Origin of the sequence: Maribacter sp. X9 (assembly GCF_048537565.1) — a bacterium.
In the GTDB taxonomy this organism is placed as follows: Bacteria; Bacteroidota; Bacteroidia; order Flavobacteriales; family Flavobacteriaceae; genus Maribacter.
In genome coordinates, this window is record NZ_CP183215.1 from 163,600 (window position 1) to 184,981 (window position 21,382).

At 38.4% G+C, this 21,382-nt stretch carries 16 protein-coding genes; 2 read left to right on the top strand and 14 right to left on the bottom strand.

Annotation, left to right across the window (positions count from 1 at the left end):
• Positions 1 to 673: 673 nt before the first annotated feature.
• Entirely contained in the window at positions 674 to 2,989 is a 2,316-nt protein-coding gene (locus tag ACNR9Q_RS00680) for a glycoside hydrolase family 113 (protein ID WP_419212656.1), read from the bottom strand.
• A 180-nt stretch (positions 2,990 to 3,169) separates the two neighbouring features.
• Here ACNR9Q_RS00680 and ACNR9Q_RS00685 point away from each other — a divergent pair, with 180 nt between their 5' ends.
• Positions 3,170 to 3,850, top strand: a complete 681-nt coding sequence (locus ACNR9Q_RS00685) for a head GIN domain-containing protein (RefSeq protein ID WP_419212657.1) — start codon at positions 3,170 to 3,172, stop codon at positions 3,848 to 3,850.
• Here the strand turns inward: ACNR9Q_RS00685 and ACNR9Q_RS00690 are convergent, their stop codons facing one another.
• The 8 genes from ACNR9Q_RS00690 to ACNR9Q_RS00725 all read right to left on the bottom strand — a co-directional run bounded on the left by ACNR9Q_RS00690 (position 3,851) and on the right by ACNR9Q_RS00725 (position 14,951).
• Positions 3,851 to 4,033, bottom strand: coding sequence for a CPXCG motif-containing cysteine-rich protein (locus ACNR9Q_RS00690; protein WP_419212658.1), 183 nt, complete (start codon positions 4,031 to 4,033; stop codon positions 3,851 to 3,853). It abuts the gene before it with no gap.
• A gap of 3 nt (positions 4,034 to 4,036) precedes the next feature.
• On the bottom strand, positions 4,037 to 4,708 hold the full coding sequence (locus ACNR9Q_RS00695; RefSeq protein WP_419212659.1) for a hypothetical protein: 672 nt from the start codon (positions 4,706 to 4,708) through the stop codon (positions 4,037 to 4,039).
• Positions 4,709 to 4,733: 25 nt separating this feature from the next.
• Positions 4,734 to 6,098, bottom strand: coding sequence for a TolC family protein (locus ACNR9Q_RS00700; protein ID WP_419212660.1), 1,365 nt, complete (start codon positions 6,096 to 6,098; stop codon positions 4,734 to 4,736).
• Positions 6,099 to 6,111: 13 nt separating this feature from the next.
• Positions 6,112 to 9,393, bottom strand: a complete 3,282-nt coding sequence (locus tag ACNR9Q_RS00705) for an efflux RND transporter permease subunit (protein WP_419212661.1) — start codon at positions 9,391 to 9,393, stop codon at positions 6,112 to 6,114.
• A complete protein-coding gene (locus tag ACNR9Q_RS00710; RefSeq protein WP_419212662.1) occupies positions 9,393 to 10,523 on the bottom strand; it encodes an efflux RND transporter periplasmic adaptor subunit in 1,131 nt (376 codons plus the stop codon). The genes ACNR9Q_RS00705 and ACNR9Q_RS00710 overlap by 1 nt, the downstream gene beginning before the upstream one ends.
• A gap of 385 nt (positions 10,524 to 10,908) precedes the next feature.
• The gene (locus ACNR9Q_RS00715; protein WP_419212663.1) at positions 10,909 to 11,790 is read right to left on the bottom strand and encodes a hypothetical protein; all 882 of its coding nucleotides are present in this window, start codon (positions 11,788 to 11,790) and stop codon (positions 10,909 to 10,911) included.
• Positions 11,791 to 12,002: 212 nt separating this feature from the next.
• The gene (locus ACNR9Q_RS00720) at positions 12,003 to 12,878 is read right to left on the bottom strand and encodes a hypothetical protein (protein WP_419212664.1); all 876 of its coding nucleotides are present in this window, start codon (positions 12,876 to 12,878) and stop codon (positions 12,003 to 12,005) included.
• Between the two features lie 159 nt (positions 12,879 to 13,037).
• Positions 13,038 to 14,951 (bottom strand): ABC-F family ATP-binding cassette domain-containing protein, encoded by a 1,914-nt coding sequence (locus ACNR9Q_RS00725; RefSeq protein WP_419212665.1) that lies wholly within the window; start codon positions 14,949 to 14,951, stop codon positions 13,038 to 13,040.
• A 138-nt stretch (positions 14,952 to 15,089) separates the two neighbouring features.
• On the opposite strand from ACNR9Q_RS00725, the gene ACNR9Q_RS00730 reads away from it, so the two are divergent.
• On the top strand, positions 15,090 to 15,488 hold the full coding sequence (locus tag ACNR9Q_RS00730; protein WP_419212666.1) for a DUF983 domain-containing protein: 399 nt from the start codon (positions 15,090 to 15,092) through the stop codon (positions 15,486 to 15,488).
• Here the strand turns inward: ACNR9Q_RS00730 and ACNR9Q_RS00735 are convergent.
• The 5 genes from ACNR9Q_RS00735 to gldK form a co-directional block, all read right to left on the bottom strand.
• A complete protein-coding gene (locus ACNR9Q_RS00735) occupies positions 15,485 to 16,528 on the bottom strand; it encodes an NAD(P)/FAD-dependent oxidoreductase (RefSeq protein WP_419212667.1) in 1,044 nt (347 codons plus the stop codon). The genes ACNR9Q_RS00730 and ACNR9Q_RS00735 overlap by 4 nt on opposite strands.
• Before the next feature lie 104 nt (positions 16,529 to 16,632).
• Positions 16,633 to 17,520, bottom strand: a complete 888-nt coding sequence (gldN, locus tag ACNR9Q_RS00740; RefSeq protein ID WP_419212668.1) for a gliding motility protein GldN — start codon at positions 17,518 to 17,520, stop codon at positions 16,633 to 16,635.
• Positions 17,521 to 17,585: 65 nt separating this feature from the next.
• Entirely contained in the window at positions 17,586 to 19,142 is a 1,557-nt protein-coding gene (gene gldM, locus ACNR9Q_RS00745; RefSeq protein WP_419212669.1) for a gliding motility protein GldM, read from the bottom strand.
• A gap of 54 nt (positions 19,143 to 19,196) precedes the next feature.
• Positions 19,197 to 19,850: a gliding motility protein GldL gene (gene gldL / locus ACNR9Q_RS00750; protein ID WP_419212670.1), complete on the bottom strand. Its 654-nt coding sequence runs from the start codon at positions 19,848 to 19,850 to the stop codon at positions 19,197 to 19,199.
• An 84-nt stretch (positions 19,851 to 19,934) separates the two neighbouring features.
• Positions 19,935 to 21,299, bottom strand: coding sequence for a gliding motility lipoprotein GldK (gene gldK, locus ACNR9Q_RS00755; protein WP_419212671.1), 1,365 nt, complete (start codon positions 21,297 to 21,299; stop codon positions 19,935 to 19,937).
• Positions 21,300 to 21,382: the final 83 nt, after the last annotated feature.

The following is a 21,382-nucleotide window of genomic DNA, read 5'->3' on the forward strand; positions in this document are numbered from 1 at the left end:
CAATTAGGTCTGTATTTGGTTATATATTGGTGAACCGACCGAATAACTACCTCAAACAGCCCATGACCAAAATGAAGTTTTTAACAGCTTGAAAACGAAGGTTCTATACCATCCAAATTAATTAATTTCAAAGGAGTTAAATCGACCCTTAAATAAATTATATCAAGTGGAAAAAATAGGAATTACCTTTGCCGCTATCTTACTCGTCATTCAATTCATAAGGCTCGAAAAGATTACATCCGCCAATGAAACATACGCCATAGAGAACTATATATCATCCCTGATGATGTAAAACCTATTGCAGGGCGTGTTATGACCGCCCTACGAATAGGGCCAAATATCCTGGGTATTCTAATGTACAACTTTCGTCGGGTTTTTGGTCACTCACGTAAAGAGAGGTAAAAAGTACCTGAATTTTTCTGAATTCACCAAGTTGCCACTCTTTGTACAGAACCATAAACTCGAGAAGACCAAAGAAATGGTGTAAAAGAAAGAAATGCCATTGGACTCTATACCCGTTTTGTACGTTACCCAGAAGCAGACGTGACCGAAGTACAACGGCAAAAAATCATAGATTGGGCAGATGCACGAATGGGCTACCTAAAACAAACCTACCCAGCCGACAGTTTGGCGTTTCCAAAGCAGAAGCAATTTTAGGTGGCAGTTAAAAATATTATTTAGCAAACCAGGTTCTAACCGTCTCTTCTGCCAACTTATTATTGGGCGTAAACGCATTGTTATCGGTTCCCCGGTATTCTAAATAGCTAGGGAATTTCCACCATAGGATACCTTGGCACCAGGGTTCATTTTGTATCCCCTTAAAAACGATTTCATAACAGCGCTGCTGGGCCTGTTGATTTATTGATTCATCTGCCTCGGCATGTGGATTTTTCCAAGGATGGTCTATACTACGAAAACCTATTTCAGTAAACACAATGGGTTTTTCAAAACGATCATAAACTTTTTTTATCCTGGTTTTTATGGTATCGAACTTTAAGGATAGTTCCTCATCGGTGGGATTATCTTTTTTACTTAACGGATAATAGGAATTTAAACCAATGAAATCAAGGTCGTCCCAAAATTCGATATTCTCGAACTCCTCTCCCCAATTGGCGGCATAGGTCAATTGACCCGTAAAAAGTTTCCTTGTTTTTTGTATCATTTGCCGCCAAGCCTCAGGGTGGGCCAAAGAAGCCTTTGTAAACTCAACCCCCAAACAGAGCGCATCCATATGGTGTATTTCTGCTAAAAATGCATAATGCCGTATCCATCTATAATAATGGTCAAAGAACGTTTTCCAATCGGCTTCGTTCAGCATTTCTATGCCTCCAGGCCAGCTACCCCCTACGAATATCTGAGGTTTCAAAAGGGTGAACATGCCCATTTCCCCAGCTTTAAAGGTAGCATGTACTATGGCCTCGTCATTTTCATTACCTGCACTATCGCTAAACCTGAAAGGAGAAGGAGTATTCATATCTTGAATAAAACTGTACGGCACAATGGCCATTGCATTACTACCCAGTTCTTTTTGTTTTAAAAGGGATGCTGTCGCCTTACTTGAGCCATATCCGTTATAGATGCTATATCCTTCATGGGCAAAATTAAATCCCTTAACATATGGCAATTGTTTTTCAATCACCTTTTCTGCGGGATATTCTTTAGGTAATTCATTTAAAAACTTCTGCCAATCTGCTTCTAATTGTGAAAGGTTCAATCGTTCAAGATTAAAATTTTTGTAGACATTTAGAAATTCATTTTTACCCCAAGATTTTATTAAAAAATCTACCAATATCGCTGCCAGACAATCGCGTATCAGGGGAGACTCCATGGTCATATAGGCTGGGTCGAATAGTTGCTTTACCCTTAAAGTATTGTTCGATTCTACAAGGCGCGCCGACCAATACCTATATCCTTTTACTTGCCAAGTCTCGGTAAAATAGATGGGCAGGCCCGTTTCTAGTATGTCGCTTTTCGACGGCCCTAATATATGCCGCAGCACCAATGCATTCTCCATCTCAACATCATTATCTTTATATATTTCGTTGAAGATCGTATGAACCGCACTGTTCACGGTATCTATGTGCGAATGATCCGTATTACCGGTAATCAATCCTTTTTCCTCCATATTCCTGTACAAATGATAGGAAATGACGGGAACGGTTTTGTTGGTATCGACAAAGGTCATCAGTTCTGAAGCGGTACGTTCCATTCGTACCGACATATCTTTTATCTGTGCCAATTCGGATGCATTTTGATGATTTATAAAACGATAATGATCGGTTTTTAATACCACCTCAGGTTTGGAAGAAAAATCGAAAAAGGTGCCCGTTCCGGTTTTCCAGAAAGGATCGAAGTCTCCCAAAACCACTCTTTCGTGCTGTCTATAAAGTTCGTAGTCTAAATTCTGCCGGTAAAAGGATGAACCACTCTCCTCTACCTTTACTGCAAAAAAATCGAAAACCTCTTGCGCATCGGTCCCGGTCAAAAAACTATACGGGATTTTAGGTTGCAGGGGATTGGGATAAAAACTAACCGCTAAAAGTAAATTCGTATTGGGAAACTTTTTCGAGCCAATTTTAATTTCTTTCTTATGTACACCGAACGGGGTGTTCGCAATAAATCTCTGAAGGATTGGGTTTTCACTAATAGCTCCGACAAGAAAAAGACTATTGCTTTTCAGTTCTTCTTCCGTCACCGTAGTTACGTTCTTAAACTTTATTTTAGTGCTCCGCCAAGAATCGCTCTGCTCCTCCGATGAAAGTTCTTGCAGCAACACCCTGTAATTTTGGGCAATTATAGAATCCTTTGCTGCATAAAGCACCAATAATTCACGCTTTTCAAAAAAACTCCTTCGCAAATCACGCTTGGTAGGAATGGAATCTAACTGATCTACGTTAAAAACTTGACCGTCATCAGGAAAGTATCGAACACCTACAAAGCCTACCACCAATACAATCACTACAGCGAACAATAGATGTTTCTTTTTCATAACCTGCACGAATTCAAAACGAAATGTTCAAGGTAATAAAAGTGTTAATCGTAAACGAACACCTTGCCATTATTTAACTTTTCGCCCTTTTACCTGTATAAAAATTATTCTTAAGCACAGAATTATTGAATTCAATTGAAAGGAAGCTTAACTTTGAAACTATCACCAACGTGACCACCAATGAAACTGATCTTGACCACAACCCTTCTGCTATGTTCAACGCTTTTCTGTCTTGCACAAGGCACCGTTACCCATACTTTAGGGAAGTTTACCGAACTTAAGGTCTATGACCGTATAGTCGTGAACCTCATCAAGGGTGACGTGAATAAACTAGTCATTTTAGACAAGGACAAAGCGGATATCAAAATATTGGAAAGTGACGGGACATTGAAATTAAAATTGCTACGGGAAAATTTTTTGGCCAGCAGTCCTGTTGATATTCAATTATACTATACTGAACCGCTTACCGTTATCGATGCCAATGAAAATGCTAAAATCACTGCTAGCACTGTTTTAAAAGGCCTGGAAGTAGAAATTATGGCACAGGAGGCAGCCTATGTTTCGTTAGCCCTTAATACCGAATTCGCAACTGTAAAGAGCATTTCGGGTAGCGAAATACAACTAAAAGGCACTACTAAAGTACAAGATGTATATGTTAATACAGGTGCAAAGGTGTTTAATAAAAATTTAAAAACCGAAGAAACAACGGTTATGGTATTGGCAGGCGGATATGCCGAGGTGCATGGTACCGCAAAAGTAATCACCAAAGTCAAGGCCGGTAGCACCATCATTGTTTACGGTAAGCCAAAAAATCTAGAAAAAGACGATACGTTCGGTGGTAAAATAGAGGTAAAGCAATAATCATTGCTCAATACTTTGAGCATCAAAAGCGATAAGTTCATTGTCTTCAAAGTGTGGTGTTACCTCAATAGGATTGCAGCACACCTCACAATCTTCTACATAGGTCTGTTTCGTAATAGAGGGATCTAAAAGCATAGAAACCTCTTCCCAACAATACGGACATTGAAAGAAATGCTCGAACAAAAATTATACGCTTTTCATTGCTTTGGTCAGTTCCTGTAAGGTCAAGGTTTGGACCAAATTATCTGCATTAGACGTAAATATAATATGTTTACCCAACTTTAAATAAAGCGTGTCTTCATCAGATTCTAAAAACAAGTCAGTGGCACTTGAGGTTAGTTCCTCCAACTTAACATCAAAGCGCTTTTTTAAGGTGATCATGCCTTGCCTATTTGATAGTTGAAAACCAGCGTAGTCGAACAGGCGTTTCAACCCACTGAAAAAGGCTATCCCCACAAATACCAAACCGGCAATGGCAAATTTGAAGCCCAAGGTAAAAACATCCAATTCATCGCCATTCATAAAAGTAATGACGAGATTAATGCAGCCATAGATGCCCGTTAAAAAAACGAGTACCCCCATGAAAATTGCAAAGGCATCTGTAAAAATGGCCTTTTTGGTTCGGGTGACCAGTATACCTTCTTCACTTCTATTCGCCTCAAAACCAAAATCCTTTAAATAATCCAAATTCTTTATTTCGGCCAATTTGTTAGCGATTGATGTCTCCAAATCAGTCGTATCAACTACTATAGCCCTTTTCTTCAACTCATTCTTCAGGTTTATCTGAGATTCGAAAGTAAGCATTGAATGCTGATCCAAAATCTCTATAAGTTCGCTATTTGTTCTATTGCTATACATGTTTGTTATCCTTATTATGATACCATTAGAGTTCAATGTTCAACAATTGTCCCGTTAATTGAAGTAATTGAAGCTCGGCCAACTTCGCATCATATTTGGCCAAGTTCTTATTGGTCTGGGCATTCAATAAATTTATTTGGGCTTGTCTAAATTCGATGGAAGTGATACTTCCCAATTGAAACTGTTCCCTAGAGCGCTCAAAGTTGTTCTGGTTGGTGATTACGTTCTGTTCCTGAATTCGATAAATGTTCAATTTATTATCATAGATGGCCATGGCATTCTGCATATCCCTATTGACCTCTAGCTCCACTTGCTTGCGCAGCAACTCTTGATTAGCATAAGTAATTTTCGAGTTCTTGACCCGAACTGTGGTTCCCCCACCATCAAAAAGGTTCCAAGTTAGACTGGCACCTAAAGCAAAATTATAACTCGTTCTATTGTTCCCTGGAATTACTGACCCGGGAATAAAGGAAGAGTTGGCACTTTGGTTTAAATTCCAACCATACGTACCTGTAAGACCGACCGTGGGTAAGTATCCGGATTTATTTACCTTGATATCGTAGGCATTGATGTTCAAGTTTGTTTCCGTCTGTAAAATGGCCACATTATTGGAAATGGCCTGACCCATGAATTCAACGATCTGAAACTTGGGAATGAACACCACGGTGGTATCCACTTCATATACTTCATTCAAGTTTTGATTCAACACCACATTCAAATCTCTTTTAGCATTGGCCAATTGTTGTTCGGTATTTAAAAGGTTGATACTGTCATTGGTAACATCCACTTGTGCGTTTAAGATGTCCAACTTCGTATTCTGCCCATACTCAAAAGAATATTCTGCCCGTTTGATGCGATCATTTGAAATTTCCAATGCTTTTTTTTGAACATTCCTATTTTCGGTTAAGCGCGCAATCTCGAAATAGACACTGAACATTTGAAGCATGGTATTCTCAATGGTTTCCCTTGCCTGTAACGTACTTAGTTGGTATTGCTCCTTCAACCTTTTAAAGTTATAGAACCTTCCCAGACCATCAAAAAGCGTATAATTCAGGTTTAGACCCGAGCTATATGATTGTGATTCCGCCTTTGAAATCTCCAAATCTGGAGTTGGGTTTCCGTCATTTGTAAATTGACCTGGATATTTAGTATTGCTGTCCAACCTATTATAATTCGCTCCGGCGGTACCGGTCAATGTCGGCAAATATCCCGAATTAAGAATACTGGCATTATTGTCTGCAATCTCGATTTCGTTTTTCGCAATCTCAATACCATAATTGTTTTCCAATGCCAATACCACCGCTTCTTCTTTCGAGAGTGTTTTATCTTGTGCAAAAGCATTACATAATGGGAACAAAAACAATAAATGGATGAATCGTAATCTAATCATTATAATATACCTTCTAGTTTTCTGGTTCCTTTAAATTTTTCGTTCCTCCCTCAATTTGTTCAGGATCTTCAGCTTCATTACCGTGTACCAAATGACCTTCTAAATGGGCGGTTTCCTTTCGTTCTATAATTGCTCTTTCAACCTCTTCTTTGGTAATTTTATGACCAGAGGCCAACATCCTGTTCTTGGATTTTAGATAATTACCAAACGATAGAAAAATAGGTAGCATGAGTAAGGTAAGTATGGTCGCTATGGCGATACCATACGCTATTGATATTGCCATTGGCTTTAAAAACTGTGCCTGTCTGCTGGTTTCTGCCATTAATGGGGCCAAACCGGCAATAGTGGTGATAGACGTTAGAAATATAGCCCTAAAACGTGATCTGCCTGCCTCGTAAATGGCGTTATCAAAGGTCATACCATCCCTTAAGTTAGAGTTGAACTTACCTATGAGCACCAACCCATCATTTACCATTATACCAACTAGGGCGATAATCCCCAATAAAGAAATCACATTAATAGGGAAATCATGGATCCAGTGTCCCCATGCCACTGCTGTGAAACTAAAGGGCACTAATAATAAAAGCATTAAGGGTTGACTAAAGCTTCTAAACGTGAAAGCTATGGTTATATAGATCAACAATAAAATGGTGAAACCTACTACTTTCAACGATCCTGTCAATTTACCCAATTCCCTATTCTGCCCTTCGTACGACGCGCTTACCGTTGGGTATTTGGATTGTATTTCGGGCATTATCACATTTTGAATTTCGGTCATAATCTCTGTAGGACTATCCTTTACCTCTTTCATATCGGCAGAAACCTGTATCTCACGGCGTCCCTCCAATCGATTGATGGCAACATCACCTCTTTCGATCGTATATTCTGCGATTTCCTTTAACGGTACGCGCTCACCGGAAGGAGTCACAATACGCATGTCATCAAGGTTGGTGATTGACGAACGTTCATCCTTTTCATACCTTACCCACACTTTTATCTCATCTTGCGATCTTTGAAAACGTTGTGCCTGTACCCCAAAGAAACCTGAACGCACCTGCGTCATTACCGTACGTAAATCGAGACCTAATAGATAGGCATTCTCTTTTAATTTCAAGCGTATTTCTTTTATCCCTGCAGGGTCGTTATCTGAAATATCCTTTAACCTTGAATTACTTTGTAAAATGGTCTTTAGTTCGGTTTTGGCAGCCTTAAGTTCCTCGATGTTATTCCCCAATAAAGAAACCGAAACCGGAGATCCCCCAAAATTACCTCCAGAACCATAAATAAGGCTTTCTACGCCGATTACGGGCCCAACAAGCTCCTCTAACCGACTTGTAACCATATCCGATGAAATTACGTCTGGTCTTTCCTCACCTGGCAAAAGATTGATATTCAATTGTGCCGTGGAAGAGCCGGGTCCTATTCTCCGGATCATGTTCTCAAAAAGCACCTTGCCCGTTCCTTTCAGATACTTCTCGGTTAGTTCTTCATTGACAATATTTGCCTTTTCCTCTATCATGGAAATAATAGAGTCGGTAATTTTTTCATTCGTACCGTTGGGCATCTGCAACTCTATACCCACCCGATCACTCGCAACCCTGGGAAAAAATGCCGTTCTAATGATACCTCCGCCTGCTGCACCGAAAGTTAAAATAAGAGCACCTGCAAAGAAACTGAAGGTCAAGACCTTATATTTCATCGAAAAATGCAATGCTGGACTGTATAGTTTATCACGCATCCACGTCATTAATCGATCTCCGAATTCATTGATTACCCTGAGTTTTGCAAACGCTTGTGCAAAGCCGCTTTTTGGTTTATCATCCAATGGTTGCAAGGCCTTTGAATGTGCCAAATGCGCGGGTAAGATGATCAATGCCTCAAATAGGGAAACCACCAAGGTCAATATTACGATTACGGATACTTCACCAAAGAACTCCCCGATCCTACTATCCAAGAAAAGAAATATGGAAAATGCTAAAATAGTGGTTATAATAGCGGATATAATAGGAGGAAGAACTTCCATAGTACCGTCTACCGCAGCCTGTACTGGAGATTTCCCTCTTTCATAGTGCTGAAAGATGTTCTCTGCGATAACAATACCATCATCCACTAAAATTCCAATCACGATAATCATTCCAAAAAGGGAGAGTACGTTGATGGTGACATTAAAAAAGCCAGCGAAAACGAACATCCCCAAAAATGCCACAGGAAGACCAAAAGCCACCCAAAATGCCAATCGAGTGTTCAAGAAAAGTGAAAGAAAGATCAATACAAGGATCATGCCCATTATCGCATTCTCGGTCAACAGTTGGGTACGTTGTACCAATGTGGTAGACTGATCGGAGACAATATCAAGCTTTACATTGTTATATTTCTGATTGAATTCTTCTATATATTCCTTTACCTTTTCTGCAGAAACTATAAGATCCTCTGTATTGGTACTCGTAATAGATGTATTTACAGATAGGTTACCGTCAAAATAAGTTGCATTCGGGTTTTCTGCAAAACGGTCCCTAATAATGGCCACATCCCTTAAGCGGATTACACTACCCGAGGCATCGGCCCTTACCACTAGATTTGAAAGCTCATCACCATAGTACGAACGGTTATTGGCTCGGATCAAATATTCTTCTGCATCGGTTTTAATATTACCTCCCGTAACCAGAATATTGGCGTTACTTACGGCATTGGCTACTTCTGAAAAGGAAATACCATAGGCCAGTAAACTGTTCTCGTTTACCGCAATCTCTATTTCTTCATCTGGAAATCCTGAGATTTCTATTTGAGAAATTCCATCAATGGCCCTTAGGTCGTTTTCAATTTCCCTTCCCACACTTTTTAAAGTGGCCAACGGAATATTTTCCCCACTAATGGCAAAAGAAATGGTTTGTCTTACCGCTTCCAATTTAGAAACGATCAACGGCTCCATACCGGTAGGAAAAGTTGGCACGCGGTCTACCGCATTCTTCACTTCCAACAACATGAAATCTATGTCCCTACCCTTTTCAATTTCCACATTGATAGAACCGCTATTTTCCCTTGAAGTAGACGTTACACGATCTACGCCCTCTAGTCCTTTAAGATTATCCTCTATTTTGAGAACGATACCTTCCTCAACTTCTTGAGGCGATGCCCCTGGATAGGTTATCGTTATAGAAATATTTTTAGAATCTGCAAGCGGAAAAAAGGAAGATTTCAAGGATTTTGCACCAACGATACCAAAAAGCGCAAATGAAATAACGACCACATTGACAGCAACATGGTACCGTATGAAATATTCTATGAGTTTACGCATTATCCTTTGGTATTTTCAGGTTGCTCTGAGTAAATTTTAACGGCCATGCCGGTATAAGCACCTATTAAAGGTTTTGACATGATGGTCACCCCATCAGGCACATTCTTAAGTACGACACGCTTATCGGAAAAATACACGGGATCAACATCTATAATATCTAAAATAGAATCGCGCACCACAAAAATTTGATTGCCCTCTAAAAGCAAACTTCTATCTATTTCGATGGCGTTCTCTTCTTTTTTAGCATCCAAATTAGCCTCTAGGTACATGCCTTCCCTTAAATTTTTATCATCCACCTCAATATAGGCCTTAACGGTTTGCGATGCTTGATCGATACTCCCATTAATTCGGGTCACTTTACCTTTATACTTCGAATTGTCATCTAAATTGGTCAGTTCGACCGACTCCCCTACTTTTAAAAGATCGGTATAGGTTTTACTAATGGAAACTTCTAGCTCATAAATTTCTGGATTTATGAATTCACCGAGCTTCTGACCAGATCTGACCAATGTACCTTCGGTAACCAAAGCCTCTGTAAGTATCCCAGAAAAAGGAGCGGCAATCCTATATTTCGAAAGACGTTGTTCTAAATTCTTTACGTTGTAGTAACTCGTCAATATGCCCCTACCGGAAATAAAGAATTTTTCCTTTTCACTTGTCATTTCGGGAAGTGCGGGAGTACTTTTCGACATATCAAAATCATTAAGGTAACCTTGCCATTTTGAATAAATATCAGGATAATCTAACCGTAAATCGGGCATAACCGCCGTAAGCTGATTAAAGAGGTTACTTTTTGCCGATTGCACACTGGCCGAATATTCATTTGCATCAATACTGATGATGGTTTCCCCTTGCTTATAGGACTGGCCCTCTTTAAACAGCTTACTACTCCTATTAAAGACACCTTGAACTTCAGCATACAGTTCTACGCGTTGTTTAGCGGTCAAATTACCGTTCGCCGTGACCACTATAGGAATTGTTTTGTTTTCAACCACCTCAGTAAAAACAGTCTTTACCACTTTTTCAGATTTAGGTTTAAAAGTTTTTTTACTATCAATGATTACCTTAGATAAGACTATGGAAATAATGATAAGTAGAATACCCAAACCGGTAAAAATAATTTTTCGCATTATGTTATTATTTATAAACTTCTTTTAAAAACACAGGGGTAAATATACTTTTTTAGACCCTTGTGGATTTCTTTATTTAAATGAAACGACCAAATTTAATTGTGAAACGACTCGATTTACCTTTTAGGTAAAAGCTCCATTCCTAATTGAATACCCTAACAAATCACCAGTTCAAAAATTCATGTTAAGTTCTACTACATAATCAAACCACCGCTCTTGCCCATTCGGGCCACTATTTAATTTTAAAATGGTCGAAATCGATGACATTGGACATGACGATAAAAAAGACCTATAGCATTTGAAGCATATTTAATTAGTTCCTGGATGAGTGAAGAAACAAAAAAAGAGGTGTAGTACACCTCTTTTTTGATCAATTAAAAATATCCTAATTCTTTACATCCTCAAATTTCGTGTCCACTAAACGGGTTCTGTCTACAACTCCCTTTTTAAATTTAAGGTTCAGGAATTCATCATCACTATCGAAAACGGCAAGATTTTGACTTTTTAACTGCATCAGCGCGTTTAAGGACCTAAAATCATTACCCTGCAATTGAACAAATTCTAGATTACTGAGGCTAGCCGTACTACTTGGTAAATCACCTTCAAACTGATTATAGGATAAAATCAATTCTTTTAAACTGACCAATTTACCTAATTCAACATCAATGGATCCGGTCAATTTATTCCCGAATAATTCGAGTCGTTCCAAATTTGTCAAATTCTCAAGGCCCTTGGGTAAATTACCCTCCAAATAATTACTAGAAAGATTTAAAGACCTTAACCTTTTTAAGCTACCAATGCCTTCGGGAATGGTGCCGCCCAATAAATTATTGAACATCGAAAGCTCTTCCAAGTTTTGCAACTTAGCGTAGTCATTCGGTAGCGTACCGCTCAATTTATTCATCTCTAATCTAATCGAAATAATTTCTTTTAGTTCAAATAGATCAGGAGGAATATTACCCTCAAGTGTATTAAAAGATAAATTTAGGTTTTTAAGGTTTTTAAGGTTTCCTATTCCAACGGGAATTTTTCCTTCCAACTTATTTCGGTATAAATTCAAGCCCACCACATGCCCGGCTTCAATTTTGACCCCGTACCATGATGATGGGTCTGCGTTTAAATCCCATGTATGTTGCCAATGCTCTCCCGATGTACTCTTGTTCAAATTTATTAAAAACTCTTTCTCTGTATTTGAAATTTGAGCTTTCGTGCCTTGACCTAATGCGATGGAAAGGATAAAAAGGGCGTATTTTAAGAAGTTATTCATAATTGAAAGATTAATTGCTTCAGTTCAAAAGGTGTATCCCTTCAAAATGAGATACACTTTTAACCGTTCTTTACTCCAAAAAGAACCTTAACTATAACGTTCGAAAAATAAATTTATGATAACCCGAACAGGTTAATTGAGGGATATTAAAAAAGAGATGTGAAGTTCACATCTCTTTTTTTCACCAAACTAACTAAAAGTGTAAACTACTCTTAATTTTCAACATCTTCAAACTTCGTATCTGCCATTCTGGTCTTACTGAAGTTAACATCTTTGTACTCTTTTTTTCTGTCTTCTTTATCGTAATCAAAGACTAAATATTCTTTTGTTTCTAAAAATTCCAATGCCTTAAAGGAAGAAAAATTATTATTCTGAATCTGAAACACCTCAAGACTTGCCAATTGAGAAAATTCATTAGGTATTTCACCATTAAGATTATTGTTTGCCAAAACCAATTCCTTTAAGTTTCCAAGATTACCCATATCTCCAGGAATAGTTCCTTGCAACTTATTTTCAAACAACCCTAGGGTCTCTAATTGTGACAACTTCCCCAAAGAGCTAGGTATAGTTCCGTTAAAAGAATTACTCGAAAGGTTCAATATTTTTAACTCTGACAAATTTCCTATTGTTGCAGGAATCTCACCGGATAAAAAGTTATTGAATGCCGATAATTCTTCCAACTTACTTAAGTTGTCTATTTTCATTGGAAGCTCGCCATTGAGCCTATTCATCTCTAATTTCAACACCTTTAAATTGGATAAATAAACAATGCTTTCCGGAAGCTCTCCTGTCAAAGAATTAAACGCAAGATTCAAAACCTCTAAATATTCCAAGTTTCCAATCTGAGAAGATATCGGTCCCATAAGGTTATTATGGAACAGATTAAGCCCTACTACCTTATCATTTACAATTTTAACTCCGTACCACTGAGAGACCGGAGAATTCAAATCCCATTTCTTAACCCAATGATTACCATTGGTGGAAGCATAAAGATCCAGCAAGGCTTCTTTCTCTTTCTTAGATATTTCCGCAAAACACATTGTAGTGAGAAAAAATAAACAGAAACTTATGTTGTATAGTTTTTTCATATGCTTTCGAATCAGTGAAATTCTTTTCAACTAAGAATTATCCTACAAATTTCAACATTTAACGCTAAATAAAGAAATTTTATCGTTGACTGACCAACGATTGTTGTGAAAGCGAGAAAATTTGTTGTGAAAAATCCTATGAATCAAAACTTTAGACCCTTATTCATCTCTAGATTCTATATCTAGTGTAATTGATTCCCAATGCTGCATCAATTTCTCAAGCTTTTTCTTTTTAGCTTGGTAAGTATCAAAAAAGTTGGGCTTTGCTATAGTAGCATCATACGCCACCAGTAAGTTATGGTCAATTTTCTTAATCTCCTTTTCAAGACTAACAATTTCGCTCTCAACCGAACTCAATTGATTATTTAAACTTTTCAGCTTTTTCTGATCTTGGAATGAATTCGAATTCTTAGGTTTTTCTTTTTCTGCAACTACCTCTTGTTTTTTCTCAATGCCTCTAAAATTTTCAACTTTACGTTGTTCTAAATAGAAATCCACATCACCTAGGTATTCCTTGATTTTATGATCTTTAAATTCATAAACCTTGTTGGTAAGGCCTTGTAGAAAATCCCTATCGTGCGAAACGAGAATTAGGGTACCTTCAAAATTCAAACATGCTTGCTTCAGTACATTTTTTGATTTGATGTCCAAGTGGTTGGTAGGTTCGTCCATCACCAGCACATTGAACGGCTGCAATAGCATTTTGGCCAAAGCAAGCCGGTTACGCTCACCTCCCGAGAGAACCTTTACATATTTTTCGACCTCATCACCTCTGAATAAAAAAGAACCGAGAATATCTCGAACCTTACTCCTATTTTTTTCATTGGCGGCGTCAATCATGGTATCTAAAATCGTTTTGTTGCCATCTAGATATTCAGCCTGATTTTGGGCGAAATAACCTATCTGAACCTTATGTCCTAATTTTAAATGGCCCTCATGTTCCAAATCTCCAACAATTATTTTAGCCAATGTAGACTTACCTTGTCCATTCTGGCCTACAAATGCCGTTTTACTATCTCGTTCTATCAATAAATTAATGTCGTCAAGCACCAAATTTTTACCGTAGGCCTTTGAAAGGTGCTCAATCTCTACAACAACTCTACCCGGTGTAACAGAAACAGGAAATCTCAGACTCATTACACTATTATCATCCTCATCAACCTCGATACGCTCGATCTTATCCAACTTTTTGATGAGGGACTGCGCCATGGAAGCTTTCGTCGATTTAGCCCTAAATTTCTCGATCAAACGTTCTGCCTGCTGAATCTCCTTTTCCTGGTTCTTTTGTGCGTTCAGCTGCTGCTGTTTTATCTCATTACGTAGCACTAAGTATTGGGAGTACGGTTTGTTATAATCATAAATACGGCCTAAGGAAATCTCAATCGTTCTATTCGTTACATTATCTAAGAACATTTTATCGTGGGAAACAATCACAACCGCCCCCGTATAATTATTCAAAAATTGCTCGAACCAAATAATGGATTCAATATCTAGGTGGTTTGTAGGCTCATCTAATAGCAGTACATCGTTACTCTGTAATAATAATTTAGCGAGTTCTATTCGCATACGCCACCCACCAGAAAAAGTTTCGGTCTTTTTTTCGAAGTCTTCCCGCCTAAACCCTAGACCTTGTAAAATCTTTTCTGTTTCACCTTGATAATTGTAGCCTCCCAAAATTTCATAATGATGGGAAACATCGTTTAAATCAACTATCAATTGGCTATAGGAATCGGTTTCGTAATCGGTTCGTTCTGCCAATTGGTGGTTGATTTCGTCCAATTTAAGCTCTAAAGACTTGATTTCTTCAAAAGCCTGATAGGCCTCTTCCAACACCGTTCTACCTTGAACAAAATCAATATCCTGCCTAAGAAAACCAATTTTTATGTCCTTCTCAACCGCTATCACGCCTGTATCCAAAGCCATATCCTTGTTCAGCATTTTCAACAAAGTAGATTTACCCGCTCCATTCTTACCTACGAGACCTACCCTGTTTCCGGCGTTTAACCTAAATGAAATTTCCTCGAAAAGGTATTCCCCACCAAAGGAGACAGAAAGGTTGTGAACGTTTAACATAAATTATAATCTTCTAGTTTATTAATAAAAAACCTTCTACCTCATAGAAAGGTTTTTTTCAAGCAAAATATTATTTTGAGCGGTTCTTTACCGGATGAAAAGACCCTAATTAATGTACCTTTGCATAAAGTTTTGCAAATGTTAAAAAAAGGAAACAAACTCTACAGCATTTTAACAGGAAGTTGTCCTAGATGCCATGAAGAAAGTATGTATTTGGATAAAAATCCCTATCACTTGGGTAAAATATTCAAAATGAATGACCGATGTAACACTTGTGACCTTAAATATAAAATTGAGCCTTCATTCTTTTATGGCGCCATGTATGTTAGCTATGGCGTAGGAATTGCATTTGCAGTTGCCGCCTTTGTAATTGCCAAACTTTTTATAGGTGCAGATTTAATACAGACCTTTATAGCCATCGTCATCACCATGGTCGTATTCATGCCGGTCATTATACGATTATCAAGAAATATCTGGATTAATATTTTCGTAAAATATGACCCGAAGGCAAAAATGGCAGCATCTACCAAAAGCTAAATCGGCCTAAATCGTTCTACATCCATTTCAAGTAATAAAGGTTTCCCAGATTCGATACGTTCAAAAAGAGCCAACGAAGCCCATGGTGCTATCATAATTCCGTGAGAGCCAAAGCCATTCAAGACCCAAAGGTTAGAATGCTTAGGATGTCTACCAACCAACGGCCTTCTATCGGTAACGGTTGGGCGAACTCCTGCTACTTGGTCGACAATTTTATAATCGCAGTTCAATAGGCTATTCAACTTTTTCATCATTTCATTTTTAGCCTCTTCAGTAGTTCGGTGATCCTTTTGATTTCTGTTATAGGTAGCACCCACCTTATATAAATCGCTCCCTAGCGGAATTAAAAACAGGGAAGACTTAATAATTTTGCGTTCGTTCAAACCCTTAACTTCAATAATCACGTACTCTCCTTTTGAGCCCAGCATGGGCAAATAATTAAAATATGGGTTTTGCATCAAGCCAAAGCCTTCTGCAAAAACTATCTGTTTTGCACGGTGACCTTTGTAAACGACATATTCTGGTAAGATTTGTAAATTATCATAGTCGAACGTCGATAAATCTATTTGTTCTTCGTACTTCAACCATTCGGTATAAGCATTTAAAAGTGTTTCCGTATTGAGTTTACCCGTATGCAGCACTTTTCCAAAACCAAATGGAATTTTAAGACTTGGGTTGTTATTGGAAATTATTTGAGCATCCAAATAATGCTTTAATTGATTTTTGTCAGCGGCCTCGAACCATAAATTCTGCTCTTGAATGGATGCGAATTTTCGAAGAACGTCTAATTTTTCGTCAAACTGTATTCCTAAAAATCGTTCAAGCTGACTATAGAAATCCATTGCGACCGAAAGTTGCTCATCAGCCTTCCACGAAAGTGTGAAACGCTTTAAGATTATCGGATTGTAGAGTCCGCCAGCAACACGAGAAGAAGATTGCGACCGATCATTGATCACCCTAAACGTCTTGTTATTTCTTCTCAAGGTCTCACAAAAAGACATACCCGCCAACCCAAGGCCAACCACTAAATAATCTATCATACCACAAAAGTAACGAAATGAGTAAGGATGGCAGATGACAATAAGCAAAAAAACCCGATCCAAAGATCGGGTTTTAATTTTTTGAATTGGAAGTATTCTAAAGCTTAATAAGCCCACATGTCTTGTTCTTTATCCCTAATTTCTTCTTTAATGCGTTTGGCCTCTAACAATTGGAACAATGCATTGTCTGCAATGTAATCGTCTATTTCTCGATCACCTTGAACGTTATCCTCTTTATAGATAACGGCGTTGAACCTTCGTGCGTTCAACAACATATCAAAAGAAATCGGTTGAGCTGAATTCTGTTGGTTGAACACCTTTGCTTCATGAAGGATCTCACGTGCATCTGGATACCATACCCAAAAAAGTTCAACTTTATCTGGATTTTCATCGTCAATGAAATTTACGTCTGGCGCAACTGGTGCTATTCCTAAAAGACGATATTTCAATTCTCCCTGTCTTTTATCGAAATACCAAATTCCTTTAATATGATACTCCTCGATTTCAGAAGCAGTAATGTTTCTACGGGTAATATACTCTTCTGATACAGTTTCACCTGCGTTCATTTGCTCATACCCGTAATCTAACGTATCTACCATCTGTAAGGCATCCTTTAAATCGCCAAAGTTTCTTTTGCTTGTAAAATAAGAATCTGTGTAGGCCTCTAAATTTCCACTCTTTAAATTTTTAATCAGCACTTGATACAAAGACCTTCGGTCGGGTCCAATATCCATGGTGTCGGTCGGGTAATATAATGGGAAGTTTACGCGCTCATCCAAATCTATGGTTTCCCACAAGGTTTTGGACCACAGAATATCCCTATCATCAACATATCCGTAAGGTAAAGGAGCATCATTGTCAACAGCCTTTTGAGCTTCTGTACGGACACCGACCTCTTCGGGCTTCTTGGCATTCAATACATTGGCTTGGGCCATGATAGCCATAGGCAACAGGGTCACCACACCGATTACTAAAACATTTTTCCAATTCATGTTTGTTTCACTTTAAATTTAACCGGGCAAAACCATATGGCGTACCCGGTATCATTCCATTTCTATTAGTTTGTTATCTCCACTACTACAGGAGATACTTTCTTCAACTTGTAACTTTTATTATTTGTGATATATGCTTCTATATCGAAAATTTGAACAACATCACCTCTACCGGCACGTTGTAAAGCAGCTTTAGCTTTTGCATCCAATTTGTTACCTCTAACCGATACGGTCGGTTGACCTGGAACTTTAAATTTAAATCCGCTAACAGCTAGGTCTAAATCGAAATCAAAGTCTTCTAAACCAGCTCCGATAGTCGATATTTCAACATTACGTTTAGGAAGTTTTAAACTACCCGTTTGCTTACTTACACTACCTTCTGGTCTTGGAATGTCCTTAATTCTAAACTCGGAATTAGAAGAAATGGTTTGCCCGTCTGGCAATGTTCCGGAAGCCGTAATTGTAACCGTTCGTCCGGTACCAGGATTCATAACATACTTACTACCATTCACAACAGAAAGACCCGGGGCAGAAGCTTTTACTTTGTTGTTTGGAATACCGGGTATCGAGATAGACATTGGGTTAGCAACGCCACGGTAAACAACATTCATTTTGTCAGCTGCTATCAAGGCGGCGTTCGGCTTGGAAATCGTTGCAAATGTATTTTTAACCTCAACAGGTATTTCTTCACCATCCTGCATGAAGTAGATAGTCCCTTTTACTTCATGGTCACCAGCATTACCAGAACCAATCAACATTTTAACTCCACCCGCTTCTAATTTATAATCAGAACCTTCAGAAAGTTTTCTTCCGTCTAAAGTTAACTCCGCTTTTACTGGAGTAGATGAATTATCGGTTTTACTAATGATAATCTTACCGTCATATTTCTCACCTGTATAATACGCAGATTTAGACCCTTGTAATGACGTAGCAAAATTCTTCAATGAAACTTGGCTGGTCAACTCGCCTTCTAACATAGATTTCAAAGCGGCCTCTTCGGTTACCTTAACATCAGCCTGTAGTGCGGTCAATTTAGCCAACGAAGCAATTAAAGGATACCCTTCGTAATGATAGTTGATCCAATCTTGCATGCCATCTTTCGCCTGTACCTTACCTTCTTCGTTTCCTGTATCAAAACGATCGGTAACAGAACTTTTCAAAGAAGCCGGTACAATTGCAGCTACATTATCCCTATAATCGGTAAGTCTTTTCATGAATTCCTTTCCACCTTCGGAAAGATTATCCCCTTGAAAGAATTTTTGATCCAAGTAATCAGAATTATCCATACGGGCATAATCCTTAGGATTTTCAAGACCTTCGGTCATCCCAGTTTTCAATGATTCCAAGTAATCGTAATATTCTTGGGACATCGATTTTATCTTCTGGGCATCTTTATACAGTTTATCGTATTTCGCCGCATCTTCAGAGGCTTTAGTTTCAAGACTAGCCAAGAACGCCTCATTACTTGCGGTGGTCATTGCATTCGAAGTCTCTAGCTTTTCATTCATTATACCGAACGCTGCCAATACTTCTTTACTCATGTTTAATGCCAGCATCGCGATGAAGATCAAATACATTAAGTTGATCATCTTCTGACGTGGTGTTGCTTTTCCTCCTGCCATGGATTTTATTTTAGATTTTAATTAATAATTGATTTGGGCTTGCTTAAAATCTGATTAGCTTTTACTCATTGCAGATAACATACCACCATAAACACCATTCAATGAAGAAAGGTTAGTCGACAATGATGCCATTTGATCTTTAAGTGCACTTGCATTTTGAACCACTTCCTCATTTACGGAAGCTTGTCTACTAGCACTTTCCAATTGTACTTTATACAGACTGTTCAACGACTCCATTTGAGCGGCAGCCTGAACCATTTCATCAGAATATTTTCTAGTTGATTCCATTGCATCTACAGTTGGGGCGATACCTTTGGCAGCACCTTCAAAGTTCTTGATACTTGAACCTAAACTTTCCATAAGATTTGCATCTACACCAGCTTCTTTCAATAAATCATCCAATTTTTTGGACAAAGAAGTCTCAGCTTCCTTTATTTCAGCGAGTTGACCTTTTTTAGCAGCTTTGGTTTCTCCACCAGCTAATTCTGGGTAAACCAACGACCAGTCCAATTCGTCATCTACTGGTTCGAAAGCACTAATAGCAAATATAAGGGCCTCTGTAATTAGACCAACTGCCAATAACAGACCACCTGTCAAGGGTCCGAATTCCCAGTGAAGAATTTTAAACAATGCGCCAATGATTACTACCGATGCTCCAAGACCATAGGCCATGTTAAATAGTTTTTTTGTTGATTTTGACTGTGCCATGATTTTAATTTAATTAAGGTTTAATAAAAAAGATTTGGTTTAAAATTTGATTTGATTATATACTAAAACTGTTAATATGTTTACTTATTGTGTTGAATCCTCTTCGCCCATATAATCCTGTACGGTCCTGAACCCAATATAACTACGGGCCGAATCTGCATATTCATAATCTCTTGTACTTACTTGTAAAAAGTAGGCTACGTCTTTCCAAGAACCGCCTCTAATTACTTTTCTTGTATTCGACTGATCACCACCGTTAGGGTTCATTGTTGATACGTAATCGTACGCACTTGGATCGTAACTCGAATTGGTCCATTCAGAAACGTTACCTGCCATGTTATACAGGTTATAGTCATTTGGCTCATAGGACTTCGCCTCTACCGTATACAATGCAGTATCTGCAGCGTAATCTCCACGTTGTGGTTTGAAATTCGCCATGAAACAACCAGTATCGCTTATCACATACGGTCCGCCCCATGGGTAGGTTCCACTTTCGATGCCACCTCTTGCGGCATATTCCCATTCTGCCTCCGTGGGTAATCTAAATTGGTTCACAAATTGTTTACCACGACTCTTGTTATCATCATTCTTGAACTTTGTTCTCCAATTACAGAAAGCTTTGGCCTGTTGCCAAGTGATTCCCACTACTGGGTAGTCACTGTAGGCGTCATGCCAGAAATAATCGTTATGCATAGGTTCATTGTACGAATAGGAGAAATCACGTATCCAGACCGTTGTATCTGGATAGATTTCAACCTCTTCCGTCCGGATAAAATCTTTTCTACTACTAATGCCTTTTGTGGAAGCCCTTGCCGCAGCTTGAATGTCCATCCAGTTATATTTGTACTTCAATTTCTTCACATCAATAGTACGCTGACCGTTATAAGATTCTTCTTCGGACAAATACATAGAATCCATAACCTCTGTATAATACTCATCTGGATAATCTGAGGTGTCCCAAATTAAATCTTCATCTTTGCTCAAAGCCCTTCCTTCATAACCTGTCTCTCCCATGCCAGAATAATTATCCAACATATATTTATCGTAAACTGAAGCTCTAGTGGTATCGGCATCTCTAAATGCATAATCTCCAATACCTCCTTCTTCAGGCCCTATACCTAATTCATCAGCCAAAATGGCCAATTTCGTTCTAACAATAGAATCTTTTACCCACTCAACGAATTGACGGTATTCACTGTTCGTGATTTCGGTATCGTCCATATAAAAAGAACGTACGGTAACCGTTTTGGTGGGTGCATTCAATAATTTTGCTTGATCTTCCTCACTTTTACCCATAATGAAAGAACCTCTTGGGATAAGTTCCATTCCATATGGTTTTTCAGGATACCATTTTTTTCCCTGGACACCGGTTAGCTCTCCTTTCGTTTTAGACCCACAGCTTGTGAGCAAAAAAACAAACGCTATAGATGATAACAATAGCTTCTTCATACTTTAGGTTAAATTTCGATTATGGTTTAAACTCAGAATACAATGGTTTATTCTAACATCTAAAACTATGTTTTATATAAAAT